We start from the raw sequence: 25828 nt of genomic DNA, 5'->3' as shown, positions 1-25828 counted from the left end.
TACCAGGAAGTGACAAAGGTGGTGCCGGTGAGCCAGCCACCCAGGGCCAGATAGGCCGTGGGGAACAGGAGCAGACCAGACCACCCCACAAATACGAAGCGGTCGCGCTTGAGCCAGTCATCGAGGACGTCGAACCATCCCCGTGCTGCTGGCGCGCGCCCTACAGCGATCGTCATGATGATGAAACGGTGCGGGAAACCCGCGGAGGCTGTGGGATTACCGGGCGATCGTAACAACGCTGAAGCGGATCGCGAGACCGGTTGAAACGGGCTGACATGGCTTCCTCTCGCTGGGCTTTCGCAGCTGATTTCTGACTGTCTTTTGCTTCACTTCTGAGCGCTTGGTCTTGATCAGCCCAGCTCCCCCGACGACCGGTCAGGATGGCGCCATTCCTTGCTCCAGGTCATGGCCTCCCCCCAGGCTCCTGCCCCCTTGCTTGAGCTGCCGGTGCTGGGCTCAAGGCGCCTTTCCAATGTGTTGGTTGCCTTGGTGGTGACCACTGGCGGGATCGGCTTCCTACTCACCAGTGTCTCCAGCTATCTCGGCACCGACCTGCTGCCGATCGGCCACCCCGCCGAGCTGGCTTGGCTGCCCCAGGGGTTGGTCATGGGGCTCTATGGGCTGGCCGCCATGGCGCTGTGTGCCTACCTCTGGGTTGTGATTGGCATCGACGTTGGCGCGGGTAGCAACCGCTTTGATCGGGATGCTGGTGTGGCAACTATTAGTCGCCGCGGCTTTCGCCAAGAGATCACGGTGGATATCCCCTTGCGGGAGATTCAGGCTGTGAAGGTAGAGGTGCGTGATGGCCTTAATCCTCGGCGTCGCCTGGCCCTCAAGGTGCAGGGCAGGCGGGATATGCCCTTGACCAGGGTTGGCGAGCCCATGCCCTTGGCCGATCTGGAGTTGTCTGGCGCCCAACTTGCCCGCTTTTTGGGCGTGCCGCTGGAGGGGGTTTGATGAATGCCAATCTGAAGACTGGCAATTTGATGACTGGCAACTGGTGGAGTCGCTGGCTCCTGGGTGGTTTGTTGTTGCTAGCGCCCCTATCTCTGGTCGCCTGTGCGGCTGATGGTGGCAGCAGCCCTGTGGGTTGCAGCACCGCCAGCACCCCCTGCCTCAGCGGTACGGCCACAGTCGCACTGCAGACCAGCAAGGGTGAGGTGCAGCTGCAGCTAGATGGTGCTGCCGCGCCGCTGACGGCGGGCAATTTCGTTGATCTAGTTCAGCGTGGCATCTACAACGGCACCGCTTTTCATCGAGTTGTGCGCGAGCCAGTTCCTTTTGTGGTGCAGGGCGGCGACCCCACCAGCGCTGATCCAAAGGTGCCAGCCAGCCAGCACGGCCTGGGCAGTTTTGTGGATCCAGCCACGGGAATACCCCGTCTGATTCCCTTGGAGATCAAGCGCAGCGACGAACCAGAGCCGCGCTATGGCGAGCCTGTGACGGCCCCAGGAGCTACCCGCCAACTGGCTTTGGCCCATCAACGCGGAGCTGTTGCCATGGCCCGTTCCGCCGATCCCAACTCCGCCAGCGCCCAGTTCTACGTAGCCCTGCAGGCCTTGCCTGAACTGGATGGCCGCTACGCCGTCTTCGGCAGGGTGAGTAAAGGCATGGAGGTGGTCGACCAGATCCGCCAGGGCGACAAGATCGTCAAAGCCACGCTGGTGTCGGGCGGGAAGTTGGTGAAGGGAAATCCCTAGGCGGGTACCCGCTTGCTGGATGCGGTGACCTTCAGGAAAGCCGTGTTGACGCCCGAAGCCCGCTCCAATGCCACCTTGCCGGTGCGGGCGATTTCAAGGATGCCGTAGCTCTCCATCACTTGTTCGAGGGCGACGAGCTTGCCCGGATCGCCCACCACCTCAAGCGTCAAGGCGTCATCGGCCACGTCGACCACATTGGCGCGGAACACCTGCACCAGATCCAGGATGGCGCTGCGGGTTTCGGCAGGAGCCGACACCTTCAGCAGCATCAGTTCCCGCTCCACGGCAGGTATGTGGGATAGATCAATCACCCCCAGCACGTTGACCAGCTTGTCGAGCTGCTTTGTCATCTGCTCGAGGGTGTGATCGTCGCCTGCGACCACCATGGTGAGCCTGGAGATGCCAGCCTTTTCAGCGGGACCCACCGCCAGGCTTTCAATGTTGAAGCCGCGGCGGGCGAATAGGCCGGAAATGCGGCTGAGGGCACCGGATTCGTCTTCCACCAACACCGAAAGGGTGTGTTTCATCTCCTGAGGGACCCGTGGCGCTGGCTGCATTCCAAGTTACCGCCCAGGCCCAGAAAGGGTCTCGGCGGCTGGCAATTGGTCAAGCCATTGAAGTAAGGCGGCATTAAAGGCGTCGGCATGTTCGTCATGGGGACAGTGACCACTGCCAGGCAGCACCGTGAGGGGAAGCTCGGGCCGCAGTCGCCGCACCTGCTGGGCCACCTGAACGGGCACCAGTCGGTCGCGCTGCCCCCAGATCAACAGCAGGGGACGCCCCAGCCTGCGCAGCAGGGCTGGGGCGGTTGCTCCGTAGGGACGGAGGGCCATGGCGATGCTCATCGCCCGCAGGGCCCGCACCGCTCCAGGCCGCCGGGCTGGCCTGGCAATCAGCCGGTGCAGGTCCCTGTCGCCGATCACTGCTTCGCTGTAGGCCGACTGAATGCCTAAATCCAGCAGGGGCGAGTGGGCAATCAGGGGCACCAGTAGCTCCAGGGGTAGCAGCCGGCAGAGCAGGGTCACGAGCCAGCGCTGCAGCCGGCGTTGCCAGGGCCGGCGGCGGGGTGGGCTGCCGCTGCCGGCCAGCAGCAAGGTTGGGTCGGGTAGGGGGGCTGCCACGACTGCTCGCACCAGCTGGGGAGAAAACACGGCACAGCTGAGGGCCACCAGGCCGCCGAGGGAATGGCCTACCAGCACGGCTGGCCCCTGCACCACCTGCTCGAGAAAGGCCTGCAGCTGCCTTGCCCAGAGGCGGTTGTCCAGTCGCAGGGACGGCTGGCTTGAGGCGCCGAAGCCGATTAAATCAATGCCATAAACCCGCCAGCCGGCTGCAGCCAGCACCGCAGCATTGCGGCGCCAGTGGCCGCTGCCGGCGGCGAAGCCATGCACAAGCAGCAGGGCCGGGGCATTTTCTTCCCCCAGCACCCGCCAGTGGCAGCGCTCGCCTCGCCAGAGCCAATCGGCGTGTATGCCCCACTCCGCCCCTGAGCTGCCGTCCGCCGCGGGTGGAGGTGCAGGCTGGACTGTTGCAGCCACGGTTGATCTCCTGAGCCAGCACACCGACGCTCACTATTGCGAAGGACGGGCTCGCCTGTTGCCCGGTGCCGGTTTTTTTAGGCCGGAGTCGCGTCCTTCTCGGGATCTGGGGGTGCTGCTCGCCCGCACGCTGGCGGCCCGTGGGCCCTTGCGGGTGCTCGATGCCATGGCCGGCTGCGGCATCCGGGCCTTGCGCTATGGCCTGGAGGCCGGAGCCGAGGCGGTGTGGGCTAACGATGCTGATCCGGATCGGCTGCCTTTGATGCGTGAAAACCTGGCATCTCTGGCGGGTTTGCGTTGCAGCGCCCTTACTGCCCAGCACCTGCTGGCGGATTGCCTGCAGCGCCAGGAGCGTTTCGAGCTCCTAGACCTGGATGGCTTTGGCTGCCCCACGGCCCTGCTGCCCCTAGCGCTGGAGGCGGTGTCCTTCGGCGGTGTGCTTTACCTAGCCAGCACCGATGGCCGCTCCCCCACCGGCCACGACCGCCCGGCTGCGATCCGGTTGCTGGGGGCGGCGGCCCGGGCCCATCCCGCTAGCTGGGAGCTGGCCCTGCGCCTGCAACTTGGCAGCGTGGCTCGAGCGGCCTGGGCCTTGGGCCGGGGCATCGAGCCCCTTTTTAGCTTCAGTGAAGGGCGCACCTTTCGCAGCGCGGTGCGCCTGCGCCGCCGCAGCGAGCCAGGGGAGGAGCATCACCTCGGCATGCTGGCCCACTGCCATGGCTGCGGCGATCAGCAGGTGCAGCCGTTGATTCGCATACGTCAGTGGCTCCCCTGCCATTGCCCTGCCGGCGAGATTGCGCCGCTGGCGATCAGCGGTCCTCTGTGGATCGGCCCGTTGCAGGAGCCTGAGCTGCTGGCTGAAATGCAGGCGTTCGCTGAGGTTGATCAAGGGGCAAACCTCAGTACGGAGGGGGCTCGCCTGCTTGCCCGTCTGCTTGCTGATAGGGGACTACCGGCCCGCTGCTGGCCGATGGCCGAGATCGCGCGCCGCCTTAAGGGAGGGGCGCCACCGCTGCTCAGCCTGGTGGCGGCCCTGCGGGAGGGGGGCTGGTCGGCCCAGGTCAGTGGGGTGATGCCGGGTCAGCTGCGCAGCGATGCAGCCTGGGGCGAGATCCTGCAGACCGCCGCTCAGTTGGTTGGAATGGCCACTGGCACTGCTAAATAGGATGGACTTCCTCTTACTTCGCCATGGCTGCTGAAATTTTCGGTACCGCAGCTTTGTTTTGGATACTCATTCCCGTTGGTCTTGCCGGCGGAGCCCTGCTGTTGAAGCTGGCCGACAACGACTAAGCCCCAAAGGCCAGTCAGAACCCCCTGCTCCCGGCTCGACCCGTCGGACACCTAGGCTCGGGCCCGCTTGAAGGTTGCTAATGCAGGTTTTGGTGGTTGGCGGAACGGGCACCCTGGGCCGGCAAGTTGCCCGCCGTGCCCTCGATGCAGGCCATCAGGTGCGATGCATGGTGCGCTCCCCCCGTAAGGCCGCTTTCCTGCAGGAATGGGGCTGCGAGCTCACCCGCGGCGACCTGCTCGAGCCGGAAAGCCTCGCCTATGCCCTGGAAGGTCAGGATGCAGTAATAGATGCGGCTACCGCCCGCGCCACGGATTCAGCCAGCGCCTACGACATCGACTGGAAAGGCAACCAGAATTTATTTGCCGCCTGCCAGGCCGCTTCGCTGAAGCGTCTGGTGTTTGTGTCCTTGCTAGATGCGCATCAGCACCGCGACGTGCCCTTGATGGACATCAAGGCCTGCGCCGAAGACTGGTTGATGGCCTCTGATCTTGATTACACAATCCTGCGCGGCGTTGCCTTCATGCAGGGGGTTATCAGTCAGTTTGCGATTCCCGTGCTGGAAAGTCAGACGGTTTGGGTGAGTGGCTCGCCCACCCCAATCGCCTACATGAACACCCAGGACATGGCCCGCTTTGCCGTAGCGGCTCTGGAGCGAGATCAAACCATTCGCCAAGCTTTTCCAGTGGTAGGTCCCCGGGCCTGGACCACCAGCGAAATCACCCAGTTGTGTGAGCGGTTCACGGGTAAGGAGGCCCGCACTTTCCGGGTGCCGCCTGCCTTGCTGGGCCTGATGCGCTCTGTGACCGGCTTCTTTGAGGCCAGCCTCAACGTGGCCGAGCGGCTGGCTTTTGAAGCGGTCACCGGAGGGGGCTCAGCTCTCGATGCACCAATGGAGGCCAGCTACGAGGCCTTCGGGCTAGATCCGGCTGAAACCACCGGCTTGGAGGGCTACCTCAAGGAGTACTACGACACGATCCTGCGCCGCTTGCGTGAGATGGAGACTGACCTCGATAAGGAAGCCAAGAAGAAGCTGCCCTTCTAGGCCTTGGCGCCTACGACCGCGGCCACAAGTTCGCCTGTACTATTATTTGGTTGCTTGGGAGAGTGAATGTCTGTTGCCCAGATCAAAAACTTGCAGCGCCGCTTGGCCAACCTTGAGGCGGAGGCCACCGAAGAACTCAATCGGGCCTGCGGCCACGAGCTATGGCAAACCCTGGGCTTCGATGCTTTCGATGGCCTCGATGATGCTGACCGGCGGGCCCGTGCGAACTACTACTACGGCCAGTTGCAGAGCGTGCGCGAGCTCAAGGACGTGCTCGGCTAAGCCGCCCTATCTGCCCCCAGCGCCCCGCCCTGATTTCCCTCCCCCGGCCCGGCCACCCCGACCAGGTGAGACCCGACCAGGCGAGATTTTTCCCATGGCCCGCGACGGCTTAAGCAGCCGCTCCAGGCGCTGACTTTCGGCTTCGTCCACCTCGCGCCATTGCCCCGGTGCCAGGCCATTGAGCTCGAGCGGGGCGGCGCCGTCCATCAGGTCGATGGCGACCCGCAGCAACCTCAGGGTGGGCAGATTTACGGCGGCCGTCATGCGACGCACCTGACGGTTGCGGCCTTCTTGCAGCTCTAGTTGCAGCCAGCTGGTGGGAATCGCGGCCCGCTGACGGATCGGTGGGGTGCGCTCGGGCAGGGATGGATCGCTGATCGCCTGGGCTCGAGCCGGCAGGGTGCGTTGCCCCTGAATCAAAAGGCCGCTGCGCAGCTGCTCCAAAGCCTCAGGGTGGGTAGCTGCCTCTCCTTCAACCTGCACCCAGTAGCGGCGCCAGTGGCCAAAGCGGGGCTCGGTGAGGCGCTGCTGCAGGCGGCCATTGCTGGTAAGCAGCAGCAATCCCTCGCTATCGGCATCGAGCCTGCCGGCGGCATAAACCTGCGGAATAGGGATGAACTCCGCCAAACAACCCCAGTCACAGCCGGCCTCTGGCGTGAACTGGCTTAAAACCCCGTAGGGCTTATGGAAAAGAAGGGTGGTCAGCGGCCTGGGTTCAGCTGGCTTGACGGGCTTTCCAGAGGTTCACCACACCAATGGAGATCAGCAGCAGCCCCAGATCCAACGAAAGCGGCGGCAAAACCATGGTGGAGCCAAAACGGCACAAGTGAGCCAGACCCTATCGCCTGTCGGGCGGCAATTAAGCTATTCGGAACGATTGAACCTCCAGACAGCGCCCCCGCATGATCGAGACCTCCGGTGTGATTGAAAAAGAACAGGGAAACGGGTTTTACCTGGTGACCCTGGAGCAGCCGGCTGGTCACCAATGTCTCTGCCGGGCGGCAGGCAAGCTGACCAAATTCAGGATCAAGCTGCTGGCGGGTGACAAGGTGCTGGTTGAGATCAGCCCCTACGACCTCACCCGCGGCCGCATCACCTATCGGGAGCGCAACGCGGCCGCCGGCCCCCGTCCCGGCGGCAACCGTCCTGGTGGGCCTAGGCGGCGTTAAGCGCACGCCTCAGACCGCAACGGCTAGCAGGGCTTCAATCGCGGCTTTGAATTCGCTGCGCTGTTTGACGCCCTTAAAGGACTGCTTGAGCTCCTTGTTGATGAACAGCTGCACCGTCGGGGTACCGGTAACACCGGCTTGGCTGGCAATTTCTTGCTCGGCCTCGATGTCGATCTCCACGCCTTGGGCAGCTCCGCCCAGCTCATCGAGCACGCGCTTGAGCTGGGGCTTAAGCACGTGGCAGGGACCGCAGGTCGGCGAGGTGTAGACGACCAGCAGGGGCTTGCTGCTGTCGTGATAGAGCTTGCGCAGGGCAAAACCTCCCTTCTGCCATAGGGCTTCGGCGTCGTAGTTGTCGGCGTCGCTGGTGGCAGTGCGCACCGGTTCGCCGACGGTGGCCGGTTCTATTGGTTCATGGCTCACCGTGACGGCCAGGTCGTGATGGGTGAGCCAGCGCTCAGCTGCCAGGGCAGCCTGGCAACCACTGCCTGCTGCGGTGATGCCCTGACGCCATTCCGCATCGGCCACGTCGCCAGCGGCGTAGACCCCGGCGGCGCTGGTTTCGGGCCGGCCAGACTGGGTGGCCAGGTAACCGTGGCTATCAACCTCCAGTTGGCCCTGCACCAGGCGGGTGTTGGGGGTGTGGCCAATGGCGTAGAAGAGGCCCTTAACCGGCAGCTCCTCGCTGGCGCCGCTGCTGGGATCCCTGAGGGTGATTGCTTCGAGCCAGTCGCCACCGCTGGCATCGGCCACTTGGCGGTTCCAATGCACGGTGATGGCGGGGTTGGCGAGCACCCGATCGGCCATGGCGCCACTGGCCCTCAGCTTTTCGCCGCGCACGATCAGGTGCACCTGGCTGCCGTATTTGGTCAGATAAACAGCCTCCTCACAGGCGGAATCGCCCCCACCCACCACGGCCAGTTCGGCTTGACGAAACTGGGGCGTGGCGCCGTCGCAGATCGCACAGGCGCTGATCCCCTGGCTCCAGAAGCGCTCCTCACTAGGCAGGCCTAGCCGGTTGGCACTGGCGCCGGTGGCCAGGATCACGGCCTGGGTTTCAATGGTTTGGCCTTCGGCAGTGATGCGGTAGGGCCGCTGGGATAGGTCGATCGCCGTGGCATCGGCCTCGATCAGACGGGTACCCCAGCGGACTGCCTGGGCCTTCATTTTGTCCATCAGCTCCGGCCCCATGATCCCGTCGGGAAAGCCGGGGAAGTTCTCAACGTGGGTGGTGGTCATCAGCTGACCGCCAGGGATGCCACCGTCCTGGAAGCCCGTGATCAGCACAGGGCTGAGATTGGCCCGGGCGGCGTAAATGGCGGCGGTGTAGCCAGCAGGCCCTGAACCCACGATCACCAGGTTTTCGACTGAAAGCCCCGAAACCGTCATTGCTTAAGCGGATTGACTATGAGTTGAGCCTAGGAGATCAGCGCGGCGGCGGGAAGGAACGCCAAGAGGGATCGGGCGCAAATAGTCTTTAGATTTGCTTTAGAATTGAGTGCAATTTGCTGCAGATTTGCATCTCAATTCGGCTCAGATTTCCAGTATGCCGTCGCTGGCGGGCCGGATGCCCTGCCCCAGGTCGTTTGGCACCATCAACACACTGGCAGCAAGGAGTTCCGGGTGCTCTTCCAGGCAGAGCAGCCATTCTCGGAATTCCTCCGTGACCGCAAAGCTTTCTTCGAAATGTTCGAGGGCGTCGAGGGTGGCTCGGCGGGCCAGAGCCCAGCTGACAGCAACGGTTAGGCGGCGATTCACTGCGGCATCCATGCTCCCCTCTCCCTTGGATATCACCACGCTGCCGGGCTACGGGCCCTGGGAAGGTATTGGTTGACACAACGTCGCATATTTGCACTTAAACCTTGTATCGCTAAAGCAGTTTTCAGGCCGTTCGCTGCAGAAAACTCGGTAGCTCCGGCCCCATGCTGATCACAGCACCGATCCTTGCTTCTACAGCTTGCAGGGGTAGGGAACCTCCCTGGCCACTGCCTACTGAGACAGGCTCTGTAGCCACTTGCTTCGGCTTGATCAGGTAGGGCTCGCTGAGGGACCAGCTGCGGGCGTAGCTCATCAGCAATGGGTCGGCTGGCGCGAACACATAGGACGGCTGCCGCGGCACGGTCTCCATGGCGGCGCGTTGGCCATCCATGCGCACAGCCCTGGTGATGGCTTGTACAAAGCGGCTGCGAGTTACCACCGTGGTGAGGTAGGCAACTACCCGCAGTCTTGGGGCGTCAAAGCCCTCGGCGCACATATCAATGCTTACTAGCCAGTCCGCCTCGCCGGCCTGGAAGGCGGCCAGGCGGGCGCTGGCCTCCGGGTCCTGGGAATGGACCAGGTGTACCCGGTCGCCCTCCTCCTCCAGCAGCCCGGTGATGCGCCTGGCGTGGGCGATGTCGCGGGCGATCACCAGCCCGCCCGCCTCGGGGTGGTCGGCCCGCACTCGCTCCAGCCGTTGACGGGCCTTGAGCAGTAGCCGCAGGGCGATGCTGCTGGCATCTCCGAGTTGAATGGCGCGGCGCAAGTTGCGGGCTCGCCAGCTCTCCCGCGCTTCAGCTGAAAGGGGCGAGGTTTCGGTGTCGGCGGAGGCCTGGGGCCTGCCGTGCTCGACCCAGCCGTCCTGGAAGCGAAATTCCAGGGGCCGCACATCGCCGGCCAAGATCAGCTGGCGGGGTTCCACGCTCAAATCGGGGGCGATGCGTTCGATCACCTGATCTCCCTCGCGCACTTTTACCCGTCGGGCGGCGCAAAAGGCCAGGTTGTCGGCGCGGAAAGGGGTGCCGGTGAGGCCGAGTCGCAGCTGGGCTGGAGCGGTGAGCTGGCTGAAGGCGAAACCCCAGGCCGCAGCCTCTGGTTCATCCGGATCCAGGCCCAGGTGGTGCACTTCATCGGCAATGGCCAGCCAGCTTCCCAGCGCTATGCGGCGTAGGGCTGCCTCGAGGGCAAGGCGGTGCCGGGCCGTGCACTGATAGCTGAGCAGCAGGCCATCCCAGTTTGAATTTGCTTCGAGGGCTGATAGCCCCTGCTCCGGGTCCCACTCCAGCAGGCGCAGGTTGAGGCGCTCCGCAGCTCCCAGCCACTGACGGGCGATTGAGCTCCGGTGGCAGAAGATCAAAAAGCGATCGAGCCTCCCCTCCCGCTGCAGGGTGATGAAGCTGAGCAGGGCTCCCAGGGTTTTACCCGCACCCGGTCCTGCATGGATCAGCACGTCATGGCCGCCAGGCTGGTGGTTGATCAGGCGGGCCCGCAGCAGCTGAATCAGGCGGCTCTGCCACTGCCTGGGTCGCACGGCGGTTGTTGTGGGCGGCGGGATGCCCAGGTCGAAGGAAGGAAATCCCATCACGCCATTGTGGCCAGAGGTGCCCTGGTGTCAGCAGGCCACCTGCAAATGGGTGATCTGGCCTATGGGCTTATGGCCCAGCGTGCCTAGTTTCAGTTCAACCCCCGGCTCCCCTGTTGTTTTCCCTATGGCGAACTCCTGCCCCGATCCGGATGCCTGGGCCTGGGCTCCCGCCTTGCAGCTTTGGCATCTAAACCGCTGCTGGGCTCTTGAATGCGACATCGATCCGATGATCCTGCGGGCGCGCCAGCTGCGTCACCAGGGCGCCCTGCCGCAGGCCAGCTGCGTTGAACAGGAGTTGCTTCCCCTGTTTTGAGCTCCACCTGGCTTGGATGGGCAACTGCGCACATTTGCCGCAGTTGTGTTGCTCAGGCGAGGGGAGACACCCCCTAATAGATCTATGGCCTCCGGGAACCCACTTGGCTGAAGTATTGATCCTGCGGGAACGCAACCCGGGAGAGTGTCGCGTTGCCGCAACTCCCGAAACCGTTCGCCGGCTGCTGGCCCGGGGGCTGACGCTGCAAGTTGAGCAAAGCGCTGGCTTGGCGGCCGGCTATGCCGACCATGAATTTGAAACGGCTGGAGCCCGTCTTGTTGCCCCAGGCCCCGAGTTAGGCGCTGGCGTCGATGCGGTGCTTTGCGTCAATCCACCCGCTGCCGAGGTGCTGGATCAGCTGCGGCCTGGCACCCTGCTGGCTGGTTTGCTCTCCCCCTATGGCGCCATCGCCCTAGTGGAACAGCTTCAGTCCCGGCGGGTGTCGGCCTTGGCCTTGGAGCTGCTGCCCCGGATCAGCAGGGCCCAGTCCATGGATGTGCTGTCGTCCCAGGCCAACATCGCCGGTTACAAGGCGGTGCTGCTGGCGTCTGCAGCCCTAGATCGCTACGTGCCGATGTTGATGACAGCGGCGGGCACAATTCAGCCGGCTCGGGCCCTGATACTCGGGGCAGGGGTGGCGGGGCTGCAGGCTTTGGCAACGGCCCGGCGTCTTGGCGCGGTGGTCTACGTGAGTGATGTGCGGCCTGCAGCTAAGGAGCAGGTTGAGTCTCTAGGTGGCAGGTTTATTTCCCCTCCCGAGCAGGAAGAGCGCCCAGCTGAAGCCGGTGGCTACGCCAAGGCGGCTAGCGAAGCCTTTCTGGCTGCCCAGCGCCAGCAGTTGGCCGATCAGCTGGCCCTGGCCGACATGGTGATCTGCACCGCCCAGGTGCCGGGCCGGCGAGCACCCATGCTGATTTCCGATGAGATGCTGGCGGGTATGCGCCCCGGCTCAGTGGTGGTGGATTTGGCCGTGGCCCAGGGCGGCAACTGCGCCGGCACGGTCTGCGGCCAAACCGTGGAGCGCCACGGCGTGCGCCTGATTGGTGGCGATGGCCTGCCCAGCTCCGTTGCTAACCACGCCAGCGCCCTTTACGCCCGCAACCTGGCGGCCCTGGTGGAGCACGTGCTGGGTGAAGACGGCTTCCAGCTCGACCAGGAGGACCCGATCGTGGCCGGCTGCCTGTTCACTCACGATGGCGCCTGCCGTTTCCCTGACCTCGTTTCCGGAGCTAACTGATGAGTGCCTTGACCCAAGCCCTCTGGGTGCTCTTGCTGGGCAGCCTTTTGGGACTCGAACTGATCGGCAAGGTGCCTCCCACCCTGCACACCCCGCTGATGAGTGGTGCCAATGCGATCAGCGGCATCACCGTGCTGGCTTCGCTCACCCTGATCGCCCAGGCCAATGACCAGCTGCCCCTGCTGGTGCTCGGCTCGCTTTCCCTGGGCTTTGCCCTGTTCAACGTCGTTGGCGGCTTCCTGGTCACCGACCGCATGCTGGCCATGTTTTCGCGCAAATCACCCCGCACCGGAGGGACCCGCTGATGGCTGGACTTGATCTTTTGCCCGCCCTGATCGATCTGGGTGCCGTGCTGTTGCTGGCCCTCGGTATCAAGGGCCTCTCCAAGGTGAGCACCGCTCGCTCCGCCAATGGTTTGGCGGCTCTGGCCATGGGCCTGGCCGTGCTTGGCTTGCTGATTCAGCAACCCCTCTCCCCCCAAGCCTGGCTTTGGGTAGCGATCGGCACTGGCCTTGGCGGTGTGCTCGGCCTGATTACGGCCCAGCGGGTGCCGATGACTGCCATGCCCGAAACCGTGGCGCTGTTTAACGGCTGCGGCGGTATGGCGTCGTTGCTGGTGGCTCTTGGGGTGGCGCTGTTTAGCCCGGGGGAGGGCTCCTCCGGCCTGGTGGAGCAGATCTCGATCGTAATTTCGGTGTTCGTTGGTGCGATCACCTTCAGTGGCTCGATCGTGGCGATGGGCAAGTTGCAGGGCTGGATTGATACCCCCAGCTGGACCCAGAGCACCATGCGCCACGCAGTGAATATTTCACTGGCGGTGGCCTGCCTGGCAGGTGCGATTGCCCTCCCTGGCGATATGGCGGGAGCCCCTCTTTGGGTGCTGGTGGTGGCTTCTTCCTTACTGGGTATCGGCGTCACCCTGCCGATCGGCGGTGCCGACATGCCTGTCGTGATCTCGTTGCTCAACTCCTATTCCGGAGTAGCCGCAGCTGCAGCAGGTTTCGTCGTTGGCAGCCAACTCCTAATCGTGGCTGGCGCCATGGTGGGTGCTGCGGGCCTGATCCTCACCCAGGTGATGTGCACCGCCATGAACCGCTCCCTGGTGAGCGTCTTGTTTGGAGGCGCCCTTGGTGGGGCGGCACCGGTGGGCGGTGGCGGCGAAGAGGCCGGCTACACCCGCATCACCAGCTGCAGCGCTGAGGAATGCGCTCTTGCCCTGGAGGCTGCTGAGCGAGTGGTGTTTGTGCCCGGCTATGGCCTGGCGGTGGCCCAAGCCCAGCACGCCCTGCGCGAACTTTCCAAGTTGCTGGAAAACCACGGCGTGGAGGTGACCTATGCGATCCACCCGGTGGCTGGGCGTATGCCTGGTCACATGAATGTGCTGCTGGCAGAGGCCGATGTGCCCTACGAGCAACTGCTGGAGATGGACACGGTCAACCCTGAATTCCCCCGCACCGATGTGGTGATTGTGCTGGGCGCCAACGACGTTGTTAACCCAGACGCCAAGACCGATTCCACCAGCCCTCTGTATGGCATGCCCGTGCTCGAGGTGGACCAAGCCCGCCAGGTGTTTGTTGTTAAGCGCAGTCTTGGAGCTGGCTACGCTGGCATTAAAAACGCCCTCTTTGAGCTGCCCCAGACCGCCATGGTGTTTGGTGATGCCAAGGCCGTGCTCAACGGCCTGCTCACCGAGCTGCGCAGCATGGGGGTGGGTAAGAAGGTGGCCGCCTGAAGCAGCCCGCCTCGACACCCCCTGTCTTTAAGCAACGCTGGCCCTGGATCGGCCCCGATCTCCAGACCCTGCGAGACACCCTCAGGCCGCCAAAGCTGCCCCTAGATCGCGGTGAACCGCTCCCCATTGCGGTGGGCGGTGATGCCTCCCTGCTGGCGCTAGTTGATTCGCCAGTTGCTGGGGCACCAAGGGCACTTGTGCTTTTACTGCACGGTTTGGGTGGATCGAGCGAACGGGAGGGGTTGCGGCGCATGGGCCTCAGCCTTCAAGCCGCCGGCTTCGCGGTGTGGCGCCTGAATTTGCGGGGTGCCGGACCGGGCCGGCCCCTGGCTCCGGGCACCTATGCAGCCCGTTGCGATAGCGACCTGCTGCCCGTACTGAAGTTGGCCCAGCAGCGGGCCGGTGGCCTGCCTCTTTTTGGTGTGGGGATTTCGTTGGGCGGCACGATGCTGCTCAATGCCTGCCTGGCTAGTCCGGGGGTGCTGGATGGTGTGGTGTGCACCAGCAGCCCGCTTGATCTGGCCCTTTGCTCGCAGCAGATCGAGCTGCCCCGCAACCGGGTGTATCAGCGCTGGCTGCTGCGCCGGCTCTGCGCCCAGACCCTGGCCGATCCATTTGGGGTGAGCGACGCTGAGCGTCAGGCCCTGCAGGGGCCAGAGCGGCCCCGCTCGATTCGCAGCTTCGATGCTGCTATCACTGCCCCTCGCTGGGGCTACGCCTCCGTTGACGATTACTACCGGGAGGCTTCGCCCCTGCCGTGTCTGCTTTCAGCATCGGTCGATTTGCCGCCGAGCCTGCTGCTGCACTCCCTCGACGACCCTTGGGTGCCGGCCAGTGGCGCCCAGTTCTTGGCCCAGCAGCACCTTCCTGGCCTTGATGTGGTGCTCACGGCCCATGGCGGCCATAACGGCTTCCATGGGGTGGGTGATGAGCCACTCAGCTGCTGGGGTGATCAGCTGGTGGCGAGCTGGCTTAGGCGGCAGCTTTGAGGCTCATGCGCTTGATGATCCACTGCTCAATCGGCTTGCCCCCGATCACGTGCTCCCGCAGGATTGGCTCGATGCGCTCGGGGCTGACGCCGCCATAAACGGTGCCTTCGGGCCAGATCAGCAGGATGGGGCCCTCGGCGCAAATGCGCAGGCAGTCGGCCTTGGTGCGCAGCACGATCCCCTCGGGCCGGGCCGGATCCTCGAGGCCCAGCTCGCGCACTAGGCGCTTGAGGGCCTCCCAGCTGGCGACGCCTACGGCGGGATCGGGGCAGCAGAGCGCCTTGCTGGGAGTGGCGCAGAGCAGCAGGTGATGCGAGATCACGCCGGCAACGCAGCTGGTGCCTTGGCCTGGAGCCGGGCTGCAGCCTCATGCACCGCTTGACGGGCCCAAGCGTCTACGGCCAGCACGTCGTCTAGGGAGGGATTGGCCATGAGATCGACTTGGTGGCGATCACACACCCCGTCGATCAATGTCGGGATATCGAGGAAGTGGACCCTCTCCTCGAGGAAGAGGGCCACGGCCTGTTCGTTGGCGGCGTTCATTACCGCCGGCATCGTGCCGCCGGCGCGGCCTGCCGCGTAGGCCAGCTGCATGCAGGGGTATTTGGCCGGGTCGGGGGCGCGGAAGCTGAGCTGGCCCACCTCGGTGAGATCGAGCCGGCGCCAGGGGGTGCTCAGGCGCTCGGGCCAGCTGAGGCAATAAAGAATGGGCAGCTTCATATCCGGCCAGCCGAGCTGGGCCAGCACCGAGGAATCGGCCAGCTCCACCATCGAATGGATGATCGATTGGGGGTGGATGACGATCTCGATGTGGTCGTAGTCGAGGCCGAACAGGTAGTGGGCCTCGATCACCTCCAGGCCCTTGTTCATTAAGGAGGCCGAATCCACGGTGATTTTGCGGCCCATGCTCCAGTTGGGGTGGCTGGTGGCATCGGCCACGGTGGCCTTGTGGAGGTCTGCCGGAGCCCAGTCGCGGAAGGCGCCGCCGGAGGCCGTGAGCTGAATGCGGCGCAGGCCCGGGGTGGGGCTGCCGGTGGAGAGCCGCGCCGTCTCGGCGTAGGGGGTGCCTTGCAGGCACTGGAAGATCGCCGAGTGCTCGGAATCAGCCGGCAGTAGGCGTGAGCCGCTTTTCTCCAGCTCCGGCAGCACCACGGGTCCGGCGGCAATCAGGGTTTCCTTATTGGCCAGTGCCAGATCCTTGCCGGCGCGTATGGCGGCCAGGGTGGGCAGCAGGCCAGCGCAGCCCACGATCCCCGTAACCACCAGGTCGGCCGTGGACCAGGCGGCGGCGGCGCAGAGGCCCTCAGAGCCCCCCAGCAGCTCCGGCATCCGGGCGGGCCTGGCGGCGGGTTCCAGGGCCTGCAGCCGCTCGCCCAGCTCCCTGACGCGCTCGGCATTGGCCAGGGCCACCACTTCGGGCGCATGGCGCTGGATCTGACTCACCAATAGATCCAGGTTGTTGCCGGCCGTGAGGGCCACCACCCGGAAGCGGTCCGGGAATTCCTCGGCCAGTTCAAGGGTTTGGGTGCCGATCGAGCCGGTGGAGCCGAGCACGGAGAGGGCTTTCACGGCGGCAACTCAAGTGGTATCAAGTCTCCCATTGACCCTGCAGGATGCCCCGCAGTGATCCCGGCTGTTGTGTGCTTTATGCCGATCCCTGGCTGCTGGCCCTGCTGAAGCCCTCGGGCCTGCTTAGCCAGCCGGGGCTTGGGCCCGAGCTGGCCGATTCCCTAATCAGTAGGGCCCAGGAGCGGTGGCCGGAGGTAAGGCTGGTGCACCGACTCGATCGAGATACCTCGGGGCTGATCCTGCTGGCCAGAGACGCCACCACCCATAGGGCCCTAAGTGCCGCTTTCGCCGAACGGCGCGTGCGCAAGACCTACCTGGCCGTGGTCCAGGGGCTGCCTGCGGATCGGGGCGGGGTAATCAACCAGCCGCTAGCCCGAATCGCCACTCGGCCGCCCCGCTATGGGGTGGTGCCGCTAGAGCAGGGGGGCAAGCCGGCCCTCACCCGCTGGCGAGTGCTGAGGCGCTTCGAGGGCTCGAGTTTGCTGTTGCTGCAACCCCGCACCGGCCGCTCTCATCAGTTGCGGGTGCACCTGGCGGACCTTGGCCATCCGGTGCTGGGCGATCCGATCTACGGCGACCCCCTCTACGGAGACCCCGTACCAGCGCCACGGCTGCAGCTTCATGCCGCCGGTCTGCAGCTGCTGCATCCGGCCACGGGCAAGCCGCTGCATCTGCGCAGCCGTTGCTTTGACGATGGGCTGGTGGGGGTGGATCCCCTTAACTGATCCCAGTTGAACTTTTCCCATGGCGGCACTGCCCGTGTGGCTGCAGCGCTGGAACTTCATCGACCGGGCCAAGCTCGAGCGCCAGCTCTGGGATGCCTTCGAGCGGCAAGAGGACCTGCAGGCCCTGGTGGATGGCTGTGAGCCGGGCTTTCAAAAAGAGGTGTGGACTACCACCCTGGAGCGGATTCGCAAGATCGAGCGGATGATGCAGGGCCGCCAGGCACCCGAGCCGAGCGAGGACTGAGTAGGGGCTTGCCCTGCAGAGAGATACTCAGCCCCGCAGCCATTCAGTGATGCCGCCAGGCCTGTCGATCAGCTCGATGCCCTGGGCCCTCAGGCCATCGCGGATGCTGTCGGCAGCAGGGAAATCCTTGGCGGCCTTAGCGGCCTGACGCTGATCGATTTGGGCCTGGATCTCGGCGTCGCTGGGGCCGGGGCTGGTGCTGCTGGTTATGGCCTCGGTTTCGCTCTCGAGGCCAAGCACTCCGGCCAGTTCCAGCAGCAGCTGGCCTTGCTCCACCAGCTCTGGCGCCCGGGCCTCAGCGGCGGCGCTGCTGTCACCGCGCTCCAGCCGATTGGCGAGGGCTCGCAGGGGCTTGGCCAGCTCAAACAGCACCGCCAGGGCGGCGGAGGTGTTGAGGTCGTCGTCCATGGCGGCGGCGAAGCGCGCACGGGCGGCGGCGAACTCTGGGGTGGCGCCTGGGTCGGGGCTTGAGGTAGCGGCGGCGAGGACCAGGGCCGCATTAAGGCCCTTCCAGCCGGTGGCGGCGGCCTCAAGGGCGTCGGCGCTGAAGTCGAGCGGCTTGCGGTAGTGGGCCTGGAGGGTGAACAGGCGCAATGTCATCGGCGTGATGCCGGAATCGAGCAGGGCGCGGATGGTGGTGAAGTTGCCCAGGGATTTGGACATCTTCTGGCCGCCCACATTGACCATGCCGTTGTGCAGCCAATAGCGGGCCAGCTCCTGGCCGCTGGCCGCCTCCGACTGGGCAATTTCGTTTTCGTGGTGGGGAAAGATCAGGTCGGCGCCACCGAGGTGGATGTCGATCGTGTCGCCGAGCTCCTCGCGCACCATCGCTGAGCACTCGATATGCCAGCCGGGCCGGCCTGGACCCCAGGGCGACTCCCAGCTGGGTTCGCCGGGTTTGGTCCCCTTCCAGAGGGCAAAGTCGAAGGGGTGTTGCTTGCGGGCCTCCTCTGCAGTGGCCACTCGGCCGGCGGCGTTGTCCTGCTGCTCGGCTAGGTCGCGGCCGGAGAGCTTGCCGTAGCCGGCATGCTTCATCACGGCGAAATAGACATCACCATCGGCGCTGTAGGCGGCCCCCTTGGCTTCCAGTTCGGTGATCAGGCTGCGAATGGCGTCCAGGCTTTGGGTGGCCCGCGGCATACGGTCGGGCGGCAAGATATTTAGCCGGGCCATGTCGGTCACGAAGGCCTCGATGTTGCGCTCACTCACCGCCTGCATCGAGCTGCCCTCCTCAGCTGCGCGACCCAGGATCTTGTCGTCGATGTCGGTGTAGTTCTGCACAAACGTCACCCGGTAGCCGTTCCAGAGCAGATAGCGCCGCAGCACGTCCCAGGCGATGTAGCTGCGGGCATGGCCCAGGTGGCAAAGGTCGTAGACCGTTACGCCGCAGCAGTAGATACTCACCTGGCCCGGCTCGAGCGGCTGGAATTCCTCGATGCGGCGCGTGAGGGTGTTGGTGAGGCGCAGGGTCATTGAGCTGCTGGTTACTTGGCTTCCATCCAGTTAGGACCCACGCCCGTCTCCACCACCAGGGGCACCGACAGGGCCACGGCCCGCTCCATGGTTTCACGGGTCAAGGTGAGCACCGCTTCGAGGGCCTCGGGAGCCGCTTCGAGCACCAGTTCGTCGTGCACCTGCAGCAAAAGTCTTGCGGGTAGCTGGCCATGGTGCAGCTCCCGGTGCAGCTGCACCATGGCCAGCTTGATGATGTCGGCGCTGGATCCCTGGATCGGTGCGTTGGCAGCAGCCCGCAACTGTTGGGCCTCCATGCCACCGCGGCGGGCCACCTCCAGGTCGATCTCGAGGGGATCCTTTCCCCGCAGGCGGCCCAGGCCATTGGGGTCGAAGTGGAAGGGGCGGCGGCGGCCCAGGATCGTTTCCACGTAGCCCCGGCTCAGGGCCAGCCGCTCTTGCAGCTCAAGGAAGGCGAACACCTTCGGGTAGCGCTGCTTGTACTTACCCAGAAACTCTTTGGCGTCGGCCTGGCTCACGCCCGTTTCCCGGGCGAAGCGCTGGGCGCCCATGCCGTAGATCACGCCGAAGTTGATCGTCTTGCCCAGGCGGCGTTCATCCGGCGTCACGGTGTCCTTCTCCAGCAGCAGCCTGGCGGTGAGGGCGTGCACGTCGTCGCCGGTGCGGTAGGCCTCCACCAGCACCGCTTCGCCAGAAAGGTGGGCCAGGATGCGTAGCTCGATCTGGGAGTAGTCGGCGCTGATTAGGCTCCAGCCCGCTTCCGGCAGGAAGGCCTTGCGGATTCGCCGCGAAAACTCGGTGCGGATCGGGATGTTCTGCAGGTTGGGGTTGCTGCTGCTCAGGCGCCCGGTGGCGGTGACGGCCTGGTTGAAATCGGTGTGCACCCGCCCGGTTTCCGGCTCCATCAGCGCTGGCAGCGCATCCACGTAGGTGCTCTTGAGCTTGCTGAGGGTGCGGTGCTCCAGCACCAGGGGCACCACTGGGTGATCGGTTTCGAGCTTCTCGAGCACGGTGGCATCGGTGCTCCAACCGGTTTTGGTTTTGCGCGATTTCTTGCGATCCAGCCCAAGGGTGTCGAACAACAGCTCGCCCAGTTGTTTGGGGGAGGCGAGGTTGAAGTCCACCCCGGCGGCGGCCTTGGCCTCGCCTTCGAGGCGATCCAGGGTGATTTTGAGCTCGGCGCTGAGCTCGCCCAGGTAGGCGGTGTCGATGCGGATGCCGGTGGCCTCCATCAGGGCCAGCACCGGCTCGAGGGGCAGCTCCAGTTGGTCGAGCAGCTGGGGCAGGGCAGCGCCCATGGCGGTGAGCTCGCGGCGCAGCAGCTGGGCCAGGCGCCAGGTGAGGTGCACATCCATGCCGCAGTAGAGGGCGGCTGCGTCGATCGCCACGGCGGCGAAATTGGCGCCCTTGGGCACTAGCTCGCTGTAGCTGGTGGGGCTGAAGCCGAAGTTGCGCTCGGCCAGGGCATCGAGGCCGTGCTTCTCGCCGGCATCGCGCAGGTAATCGGCCAGCATCGTGTCCATCACCACCCCCTCCAGGGGCAGGCCGTGGCGCAGCAGGATCAGCCGGTCGTATTTGGCGTTTTGCAGGGCCTTGGGGTGGGAGGCGCTGGCCAGCCAGGGGGCTAGGGCGGTGAGCACCGCAGCGAGGGGCAGTTGCTGAATCTGTTGAGGAGCTTGTACAGATGTACAACCTCCCGGAGCGCTTTCTGTTGAGGTTCCAGAAGGGATCTTCAGAAGCTCCTGGATGTCTCCGCTGGCTTGGCTCTGCTGCGCTGGTAGCTGCTCGGGAAGATGGTGGCCGATCGGGATGTAGGCCAGTTCCCCCGGGCCATCTCCCCAGGCCACGCCCACCCCCACCAACTCAGCCTGGAAGGGGTTGAGGCTGGTGGTTTCGGTGTCTAGGGCCACGGGGCGGCCCGGATCTGTGCAGCCGTTGAGGCGCTGCACCAAGGCGGCCAGGCCCTCGGCGCTGGTAATCAGTTGGGGCTCGAGGGCAGGCAGGGCTGGGGCTTCTTCAGGGGGTTTCGCCTCTGGGCTGCCGCTAGTGGCGGTTTGGGCGGTGGCTGGGCTGGGCGTGCCGCTGCCAGGGCTGGATCCCTCGCTGGGCTGCGGCGGCACGGCCGAGAACAGCTGGGCGAAGTTGGGCACCTGTTTCACCAGGCTGTACAGCTCCAGCTCCTCCAGGCTGCCGGCCAAGGCGTCGGCCTTCACTGCCCCCAGCTCCAGCCGGGGCTCGCTGGGCAGGGGGATGTCGATCAGGATTTCGGCCAGCATCCGCGAGCGGTAGGCGTTGTCTTTGTCGGCGCGCAGCTTGTCCACCAGGGCTCCCTTAAGCACTCCCTTGGGGTCTTTGGCCTTGGGGCCCGCCTGTTCGAGCGCCTCCAGCGCCGCGTAGATGCCGTCCACATGTTCAAACTCTTTGAGGAGGCTGATGGCAGTCTTGGGGCCCACTCCCTTGACGCCCGGGATGTTGTCGGAGCTGTCGCCCGTGAGCGCCTTGAGGTCGACCACCTCTTCGGGGGTGACGCCGAGCTTGGCGATCACGCCCTCGCGGCGGATCTCGCTGGGGCCGCTGTTTTTGGCGTAGGGGCCGCCACCCATGTAGAGCACGGCGATGTCGCGCTCGTCGTCGACCAGTTGGAACAGGTCGCGGTCGCCCGAGAGGATCCGCACCCGCCAGCCGGCGTTGGCGGCCCTGTTGGCTAGGGTGCCGAGCACGTCGTCGGCCTCGAAGCCCGGTGCCATCGCGAGTGGAATGTCGAGGCTCTCGGCCAGGATCTGCTGCAGGTTGGCCAGATCGGCGAAGAAGTGCTCCGGCGCCACATCCCGGTGGGCCTTATAGGCCGCATCGGCCTCGTGGCGGAAGGTGGGTTCGGCCGTGTCGAAGGCCACCACCAGGCCATTGGGCTTGAGGCCTTTGCAGTTGTCGAGCAGGGCCTTTAAGAAGCCGTAGGTGACGCTGGTGGGCACCCCCGCCTTGGTGCTCAGCCCCCCTTCGCCCCCCTTGGCGAAGGCGTAAAAGCTGCGGAAGGCCAGGGAGTGGCCGTCGATCAGCAGCAGCAGGGGCTTGGTGCCAGGGGCCACGGTGCTGCCAGGGGTGATGGGTCGGGTCAGCCTGCCAGAGCTCAGGCTTGCAGTTGGGCCATGGTGATACGCACCACGGCCTCCGCGGTGCCCAGGGCGGTGGTGCTGTCGTTGGCATCGAAGAGATCAGCCGGTGCCTCATCGCCTTGGGGGTAGCGGCTGGCGCTGTTCATGCGCGTGAGCGCCTTGAGATGCAGCTCAGCCAGGGCAGGTAGATCCAGGCCCTGCTGTTGCAGCAGCTCCACCAGTTTTTCGAGGGAGTGGCTGTAGGGCGGGGTGATCCCGGCTGCCAGCACCAGGGCCTTGAGCGCCTTTTCGGCGGCCTGACCCGCCAGGTAGCAGGCCTGGGCATGGAACCCCTGGCCGGCCGTGAAGCGCGCTGCCTCCAGATCGTTTTGGGCCTGGCGGATCCAGGCCTCAACCCTGGGAGTCACGGCTGATCCAGGCGCAGGGCGTCGCGGCCGATGGCCCGCCAGTAGGGATCGTCACCCTGCTTCAGTTGCTGCCAGCGCTCCTGGGTCAGCGCAAGCACGTCGTCTCCCAGACGGGCGCCAAGCAGGGCATCGGCCAGGGCATCCGCCTCCGGCTGGCTGGGGGCGATGGCCAGCAGGTCTACGTCGGAATAGGCGTCCCAGTCACCGCGCGCCAGCGAGCCGAACAGCCAAATCTCAGCGTTTGTCCAGGCGGCAGCTGTGGTGGCTGCTCCCTGGCGTAGGGCGGAGAGCCGCTCCTGGCGGCGTGCGGTGCGAATAGCGGCCAGGCTTGCCATGGACCCAGATTAGGAGCTTTGACGGATCCGGTCTTGGCGACCACGCTGGCAGCCGCCTTCAGCCCCTGCGGCCAGTACCGCTGGTGGCTGGAGCGGCTGTGGCAGCCGGCGGCGCCAAGGCTGCTCTTCATCGGCCTCAATCCGTCGCGGGCCGATGGGCAGCGCGACGATCCCACCCTGCGGCGGTTGGTGGGTTTTGCCCAGCGCTGGGGCTACGGCAGCCTCGAGGTGCTCAACCTGTTTGCGCGCATCAGCCCATCGCCGGCGGTGCTGCGCCGCGTAGCTGATCCGGTGGGGGCAGAGGCTGATTCCTGGATCCAGCGGCGCCTGGCAGCCCAGCCTGAAGCCACCCTCTGGCTGGGCTGGGGCAACCAGGGCACCTGGCGGGGGCGCGATCAGGAGGTGCTGGCCTTGGTGCAGGGGCGTGGTCTCTGGGCCCTGGGTCTCACCGCCGCCGGCCAGCCCCGCCATCCCCTCTATTTGGCCAGCGATGTTGCGCTGCAACCCCTCACCTGGCACAACCAACAGACCCTGGGGCATCCTGTGGGCACCTCCGTTTCGCTGCCTGGCGCGCACCCATGTCCCGCATCCCCCGCCGCTACGCCGTGCATCTGCATATGAGCGGCGGCCAGACCGAAACCGTCCATTTCCCCACCCTGGAGGCGTTTCAGCAGTGGTATGGAGGGGTGCTCACCGCCTCCGCCCCAGACGCCTTCGTGAATGTGCCGATCGGCGACCTGGAGGGCGAGTATCTGGTGGTGCGACCCAACGGCGTGATTGGTATCCATGTGGAGCCCAAGTTCAACGCCCTCGATGAATGACGCCTGAGCGGCTGGGTCTGCTCTGGGGGGTCACGGTTTTTGCCGGGGCCACAGCTCAGGCCCTGGCCTGGCTCACCGGCTTGCCTGGCGTGGTGCTGCTGCTCAGCGCCGGCCTGGTGATCGGCCGCTCCGGCTTTGGCCTTGTAGAACCCCTCGACCTGGGTGCGGGTCTGGGCACGGTGGTGGGCCTGCTGGTGAGCCTGGTGCTGTTTGACGGTGGCATCAACCTGCGCCTGCCCGGTGATGCCACCAAGCAGGCAGTGCTGCGCATCGTGCTGGCTACTGGCCCCACCGTGGTAACCCCGCTGGTGCGGCAGATCCGCCTGGCGCCGCCCCTGGGCGAGGTGTTGGAGGGGGAGGGCCTGATCCTGGAGCCGATTGGTGCCGTGCTGGCGCTACTGCTTTTGGAGCTGGCCCTCGGCGACCTCCATGGCTGGCGGGAGCTGGCCCTGGGGCTGTTGCAACGGCTTGGCGGCGGTGTGGTGATCGGCGCGCTCTGCGGCTGGCTGCTGGCCGAAGCCCTGCGCCGCATCCCCGCCCAGCCGGCCGGGGCCCTGCGGCTCCAGCTCACCTTGGGCACTTTGTTTCTGATGTTTAGTGGCTGTGAGTTGCTGCTGCCCGAATCGGGGCTGCCAACGGCCGTGGCTGCTGGTGTGGTGGTGGGTCGCCGGCCCGATATCGATGCCGCCGAGCTCGATGAGTTGATTCGTCAGTTGGCCCAGCTGGCGATCACGATGCTTTTTCCCCTCCTGGCTGCAGATGTGAGCTGGGCCGAACTCAGCCCCTTGGGCTGGGGAGGGGTGGCCTGTGTGCTGAGTTTGATGCTGCTGGTGCGCCCCGTGGCCATCGGCCTGGCCACCTGGGGCCTCGATTTCAGCCTGCCCCAGCGGGCCCTGATGAGCTGGCTGGCGCCCCGCGGCATTGTTACCGCGGCGGTGGCCGGCCGTCTGCAGGGGTTGGTGTTTTTGACGATCCTGCTCACCGTGGGGCTGCAGGGCCTAAGCGCCGGCCCCCTGGCCCGCTGGCTTGGCCTCTCAGAGGCAGCGGGCGATGCGGGGGCGGTCGTCGCCGCATCGGTGCAGCAGCAGCCAGGTGGCAAGTAGGTCTGGGCCCTGGAGGCTGCCGAGTAGCGCTGCCCGCAGGCTCTTCATGATCACGCCCTTCTTGACGCCAGCGGCAGTTGCGGCCTCGCCAAGCAGCGCCTGGGCCTGATCGGGCTCCAGGGCACCAGGCGGCAACTGCTCCAGTAGGGCTGCCAGAGCTGGGCGGGCACCCTCGAGTTCGAGCTGGGCGCTGGCAGCTTCGTTGAGGGCTGGGGTTGCAAAGAACGGCCGGGCCATGTCGACACCGTCGGCCAGCAGGGTGAGGGAGGGGCCGAGCAGCTCACATAGCTGTAGCTGCCAGGCGGGATCTGCGCTGATGCCGCTGGAATCAGCCGGCCAGCCCGCGGCGGCCCAGAGGGGCAGCAGCTGCTGCCGCAGGGCCTCGGGGCCCAGCTCGTGCAGCACCTGGCCGCTTAGCCAGTTGAGCTTGTCCCAGTCGAAGCGAGCGCCGGCGCGGTTGACCCGCTCGAAGGAAAACGCTGCCGCGGCCTCAGCCAGGCTGAAGCGCTCGCCCATCCCCTCCGGCGGCGACCAGCCCAGCAAGGTCATGTAGTTGGCCAGGGCTTCAGCCGTGTAGCCCATCTGCTGAAAGTCGCTCACCGAGGTGACGCCGTCGCGCTTGGAGAGCTTCTTGCCCTCCTGGTTGAGGATCAGGGGTGTGTGGGCAAACACCGGGGGCTCGGCGCCAAGGGCTTGATAAAGCAGCAGCTGTTTGGCGGTGTTGGCAATGTGGTCTTCGCCGCGGATCACATGGCTGATGGCCATGGCGGCATCGTCCACCACCACCACGAGGTTGTAGAGGGGGTCGCCGATTTGGTCGGCGGCGGCGCGGCGGGCTATCACCATGTCGCCACCTAAATCGGCGCCGGCCCAGCGCATTTCGCCCCGCACCAGGTCACTCCAGGTGATCGTGGCGTCGTCGTCGATGCGGAAGCGGATGGTGGCTTGGCGCCCCTCGGCGATGAAGGCCTGTTGCTGCTCGGCGGTTAGGTCGCGATGGCGGTTGTCGTAGCGGGGGGCCTGCTTGCTGGCCGCCTGCTGCTCCCGCATGGCGGTGAGTTCCGCCTCGCTGGCGTAGCAGCGGTAGGCGTGGCCGGATGCAAGCAGTTGCTCGATGGCGGCCCGGTGCTCGCTGATGCGAGCGCTCTGAATTATGGGTTCGCCATCCCATTGCAGCCCCAGCCACTGCAGCCCTTCGAGGATGTTGGTGGTGTATTCGGGCTTGCTGCGCTCTTTATCGGTGTCTTCAATGCGCAGCAAAAACTGACCGCCCAGGCGGCGGGCATAAAGCCAGTTGAATACTGCTGTGCGGGCGGTGCCTATGTGCAGCGTGCCCGTTGGGCTCGGGGCGAGGCGAACACGCACTTGGCGATCTGAAGAAGGTTGCCCTGCTACGGACTGC

Annotated in this window: 30 protein-coding genes and 1 pseudogene; 17 read left to right on the top strand and 14 right to left on the bottom strand. The window is 65.4% G+C overall.

Annotated elements, in window-relative coordinates:
- Positions 1–176: pseudogene (locus KBY72_RS04355) on the bottom strand (photosystem II D2 protein (photosystem q(a) protein)); the annotation flags it as partial.
- 229 nt (positions 177–405) lie between these two features.
- Here KBY72_RS04355 and KBY72_RS04350 point away from each other — a divergent pair.
- A complete protein-coding gene (locus KBY72_RS04350) occupies positions 406–957 on the top strand; it encodes a photosystem I assembly protein Ycf4 (protein WP_254942912.1) in 552 nt (183 codons plus the stop codon).
- Positions 957–1700: a peptidylprolyl isomerase gene (locus KBY72_RS04345; protein ID WP_409995477.1), complete on the top strand. Its 744-nt coding sequence runs from the start codon at positions 957–959 to the stop codon at positions 1698–1700. The genes KBY72_RS04350 and KBY72_RS04345 overlap by 1 nt, the downstream gene beginning before the upstream one ends.
- On the opposite strand, the gene ilvN is transcribed toward KBY72_RS04345, so the two are convergent.
- Both ilvN and KBY72_RS04335 read right to left on the bottom strand, forming a co-directional pair.
- Positions 1697–2227, bottom strand: a complete 531-nt coding sequence (gene ilvN, locus KBY72_RS04340; protein ID WP_106633134.1) for an acetolactate synthase small subunit — start codon at positions 2225–2227, stop codon at positions 1697–1699. The genes KBY72_RS04345 and ilvN overlap by 4 nt on opposite strands.
- A 36-nt stretch (positions 2228–2263) precedes the next feature.
- Positions 2264–3238, bottom strand: coding sequence for an alpha/beta fold hydrolase (locus tag KBY72_RS04335; RefSeq protein ID WP_254959684.1), 975 nt, complete (start codon positions 3236–3238; stop codon positions 2264–2266).
- 58 nt (positions 3239–3296) lie between these two features.
- Here KBY72_RS04335 and KBY72_RS04330 point away from each other — a divergent pair, with 58 nt between their 5' ends.
- The 4 genes from KBY72_RS04330 to KBY72_RS04315 all read left to right on the top strand — a co-directional run bounded on the left by KBY72_RS04330 (position 3297) and on the right by KBY72_RS04315 (position 5853).
- Complete coding sequence (locus tag KBY72_RS04330) at positions 3297–4403, top strand: N2,N2-dimethylguanosine tRNA methyltransferase (RefSeq protein WP_254993134.1); 1107 nt, start codon at positions 3297–3299, stop codon at positions 4401–4403.
- Positions 4404–4426: 23 nt separating this feature from the next.
- Positions 4427–4528 carry a cytochrome b6-f complex subunit PetM gene (petM, locus tag KBY72_RS04325; protein WP_106633132.1) on the top strand — a complete coding sequence of 34 codons (102 nt, stop codon included), beginning with the start codon at positions 4427–4429 and terminating at the stop codon, positions 4526–4528.
- Positions 4529–4608: 80 nt separating this feature from the next.
- Positions 4609–5571, top strand: a complete 963-nt coding sequence (locus tag KBY72_RS04320) for an NAD(P)H-binding protein (protein ID WP_254959683.1) — start codon at positions 4609–4611, stop codon at positions 5569–5571.
- A gap of 66 nt (positions 5572–5637) precedes the next feature.
- Entirely contained in the window at positions 5638–5853 is a 216-nt protein-coding gene (locus tag KBY72_RS04315; RefSeq protein ID WP_254936629.1) for a hypothetical protein, read from the top strand.
- A gap of 6 nt (positions 5854–5859) precedes the next feature.
- Here KBY72_RS04315 and KBY72_RS04310 read toward each other — a convergent pair whose 3' ends face one another.
- Positions 5860–6558, bottom strand: coding sequence for a pseudouridine synthase (locus KBY72_RS04310; RefSeq protein WP_254959754.1), 699 nt, complete (start codon positions 6556–6558; stop codon positions 5860–5862).
- A gap of 197 nt (positions 6559–6755) precedes the next feature.
- Here KBY72_RS04310 and infA point away from each other — a divergent pair, with 197 nt between their 5' ends.
- Entirely contained in the window at positions 6756–7022 is a 267-nt protein-coding gene (gene infA, locus KBY72_RS04305) for a translation initiation factor IF-1 (RefSeq protein WP_094560946.1), read from the top strand.
- A 9-nt stretch (positions 7023–7031) separates the two neighbouring features.
- On the opposite strand, the gene trxB is transcribed toward infA, so the two are convergent.
- The 3 genes from trxB to KBY72_RS04290 form a co-directional block, all read right to left on the bottom strand.
- Positions 7032–8411, bottom strand: a complete 1380-nt coding sequence (gene trxB, locus KBY72_RS04300) for a thioredoxin-disulfide reductase (RefSeq protein ID WP_254959682.1) — start codon at positions 8409–8411, stop codon at positions 7032–7034.
- Positions 8412–8555: 144 nt separating this feature from the next.
- Positions 8556–8792: a hypothetical protein gene (locus tag KBY72_RS04295; RefSeq protein ID WP_106633127.1), complete on the bottom strand. Its 237-nt coding sequence runs from the start codon at positions 8790–8792 to the stop codon at positions 8556–8558.
- A 112-nt stretch (positions 8793–8904) separates the two neighbouring features.
- Positions 8905–10362 carry a DEAD/DEAH box helicase gene (locus tag KBY72_RS04290; RefSeq protein ID WP_254959680.1) on the bottom strand — a complete coding sequence of 486 codons (1458 nt, stop codon included), beginning with the start codon at positions 10360–10362 and terminating at the stop codon, positions 8905–8907.
- A 127-nt stretch (positions 10363–10489) separates the two neighbouring features.
- Between KBY72_RS04290 and KBY72_RS04285 the strand changes: the two genes are divergently transcribed.
- The 5 genes from KBY72_RS04285 to KBY72_RS04265 all read left to right on the top strand — a co-directional run bounded on the left by KBY72_RS04285 (position 10490) and on the right by KBY72_RS04265 (position 14636).
- Entirely contained in the window at positions 10490–10678 is a 189-nt protein-coding gene (locus KBY72_RS04285) for a hypothetical protein (protein ID WP_127432044.1), read from the top strand.
- Between the two features lie 103 nt (positions 10679–10781).
- Positions 10782–11915 carry an NAD(P) transhydrogenase subunit alpha gene (locus tag KBY72_RS04280; RefSeq protein ID WP_254959679.1) on the top strand — a complete coding sequence of 378 codons (1134 nt, stop codon included), beginning with the start codon at positions 10782–10784 and terminating at the stop codon, positions 11913–11915.
- Positions 11915–12220, top strand: coding sequence for an NAD(P) transhydrogenase subunit alpha (locus KBY72_RS04275; RefSeq protein WP_106633123.1), 306 nt, complete (start codon positions 11915–11917; stop codon positions 12218–12220). Before KBY72_RS04280 ends, KBY72_RS04275 begins: the two co-directional genes overlap by 1 nt.
- A complete protein-coding gene (locus KBY72_RS04270; protein ID WP_254959678.1) occupies positions 12220–13647 on the top strand; it encodes an NAD(P)(+) transhydrogenase (Re/Si-specific) subunit beta in 1428 nt (475 codons plus the stop codon). Before KBY72_RS04275 ends, KBY72_RS04270 begins: the two co-directional genes overlap by 1 nt.
- Positions 13644–14636, top strand: a complete 993-nt coding sequence (locus tag KBY72_RS04265) for an alpha/beta fold hydrolase (RefSeq protein ID WP_254930269.1) — start codon at positions 13644–13646, stop codon at positions 14634–14636. The genes KBY72_RS04270 and KBY72_RS04265 overlap by 4 nt, the downstream gene beginning before the upstream one ends.
- Here KBY72_RS04265 and KBY72_RS04260 read toward each other — a convergent pair.
- Together KBY72_RS04260 and KBY72_RS04255 are read right to left on the bottom strand one after the other, a co-directional pair.
- The gene (locus KBY72_RS04260; RefSeq protein ID WP_254930250.1) at positions 14620–14958 is read right to left on the bottom strand and encodes a (2Fe-2S) ferredoxin domain-containing protein; all 339 of its coding nucleotides are present in this window, start codon (positions 14956–14958) and stop codon (positions 14620–14622) included. The two genes, KBY72_RS04265 and KBY72_RS04260, sit on opposite strands and share 17 nt — an antisense overlap.
- Positions 14955–16205: a 1-deoxy-D-xylulose-5-phosphate reductoisomerase gene (locus tag KBY72_RS04255; RefSeq protein WP_254930251.1), complete on the bottom strand. Its 1251-nt coding sequence runs from the start codon at positions 16203–16205 to the stop codon at positions 14955–14957. Before KBY72_RS04255 ends, KBY72_RS04260 begins: the two co-directional genes overlap by 4 nt.
- A gap of 44 nt (positions 16206–16249) precedes the next feature.
- On the opposite strand from KBY72_RS04255, the gene KBY72_RS04250 reads away from it, so the two are divergent.
- Positions 16250–16930 carry an RluA family pseudouridine synthase gene (locus tag KBY72_RS04250; RefSeq protein WP_254959677.1) on the top strand — a complete coding sequence of 227 codons (681 nt, stop codon included), beginning with the start codon at positions 16250–16252 and terminating at the stop codon, positions 16928–16930.
- A gap of 19 nt (positions 16931–16949) precedes the next feature.
- Positions 16950–17174 carry a hypothetical protein gene (locus KBY72_RS04245; protein WP_106633117.1) on the top strand — a complete coding sequence of 75 codons (225 nt, stop codon included), beginning with the start codon at positions 16950–16952 and terminating at the stop codon, positions 17172–17174.
- A 27-nt stretch (positions 17175–17201) separates the two neighbouring features.
- Here the strand turns inward: KBY72_RS04245 and cysS are convergent, their stop codons facing one another.
- Genes cysS through KBY72_RS04225 form a run of 4 tightly spaced genes read right to left on the bottom strand, consistent with a single transcriptional unit; the run spans position 17202 to position 22502 of the window.
- The gene (gene cysS / locus KBY72_RS04240) at positions 17202–18647 is read right to left on the bottom strand and encodes a cysteine--tRNA ligase (protein WP_254930253.1); all 1446 of its coding nucleotides are present in this window, start codon (positions 18645–18647) and stop codon (positions 17202–17204) included.
- 11 nt (positions 18648–18658) lie between these two features.
- Positions 18659–21733, bottom strand: a complete 3075-nt coding sequence (gene polA, locus KBY72_RS04235; protein ID WP_254959676.1) for a DNA polymerase I — start codon at positions 21731–21733, stop codon at positions 18659–18661.
- Positions 21734–21774: 41 nt separating this feature from the next.
- The gene (locus KBY72_RS04230; RefSeq protein ID WP_254959675.1) at positions 21775–22167 is read right to left on the bottom strand and encodes a HEPN domain-containing protein; all 393 of its coding nucleotides are present in this window, start codon (positions 22165–22167) and stop codon (positions 21775–21777) included.
- Entirely contained in the window at positions 22164–22502 is a 339-nt protein-coding gene (locus KBY72_RS04225; RefSeq protein WP_254959674.1) for a nucleotidyltransferase domain-containing protein, read from the bottom strand. Before KBY72_RS04225 ends, KBY72_RS04230 begins: the two co-directional genes overlap by 4 nt.
- Positions 22503–22535: 33 nt before the next feature.
- Between KBY72_RS04225 and KBY72_RS04220 the strand changes: the two genes are divergently transcribed.
- The 3 genes from KBY72_RS04220 to KBY72_RS04210 are packed head-to-tail and all read left to right on the top strand — an operon-like array spanning position 22536 to position 24426.
- Positions 22536–23123 carry a DUF1643 domain-containing protein gene (locus KBY72_RS04220; RefSeq protein WP_254959673.1) on the top strand — a complete coding sequence of 196 codons (588 nt, stop codon included), beginning with the start codon at positions 22536–22538 and terminating at the stop codon, positions 23121–23123.
- Entirely contained in the window at positions 23081–23323 is a 243-nt protein-coding gene (locus tag KBY72_RS04215; protein ID WP_254959672.1) for a hypothetical protein, read from the top strand. Before KBY72_RS04220 ends, KBY72_RS04215 begins: the two co-directional genes overlap by 43 nt.
- The gene (locus KBY72_RS04210; RefSeq protein WP_254959671.1) at positions 23320–24426 is read left to right on the top strand and encodes a cation:proton antiporter; all 1107 of its coding nucleotides are present in this window, start codon (positions 23320–23322) and stop codon (positions 24424–24426) included. Before KBY72_RS04215 ends, KBY72_RS04210 begins: the two co-directional genes overlap by 4 nt.
- Here the strand turns inward: KBY72_RS04210 and gltX are convergent.
- Positions 24358–25791, bottom strand: coding sequence for a glutamate--tRNA ligase (gene gltX / locus KBY72_RS04205; RefSeq protein WP_254959670.1), 1434 nt, complete (start codon positions 25789–25791; stop codon positions 24358–24360). The genes KBY72_RS04210 and gltX overlap by 69 nt on opposite strands.
- Positions 25792–25828 lie beyond the last annotated feature (37 nt).

Source organism: Cyanobium sp. BA5m-21 (genome assembly GCF_024346235.1).
In the GTDB taxonomy this organism is placed as follows: domain Bacteria; phylum Cyanobacteriota; class Cyanobacteriia; order PCC-6307; family Cyanobiaceae; genus Cyanobium_A; species Cyanobium_A usitatum.
Note: the sequence above shows the minus strand (reverse complement) of the source record. Positions and strands in the feature narration are given on the sequence as shown.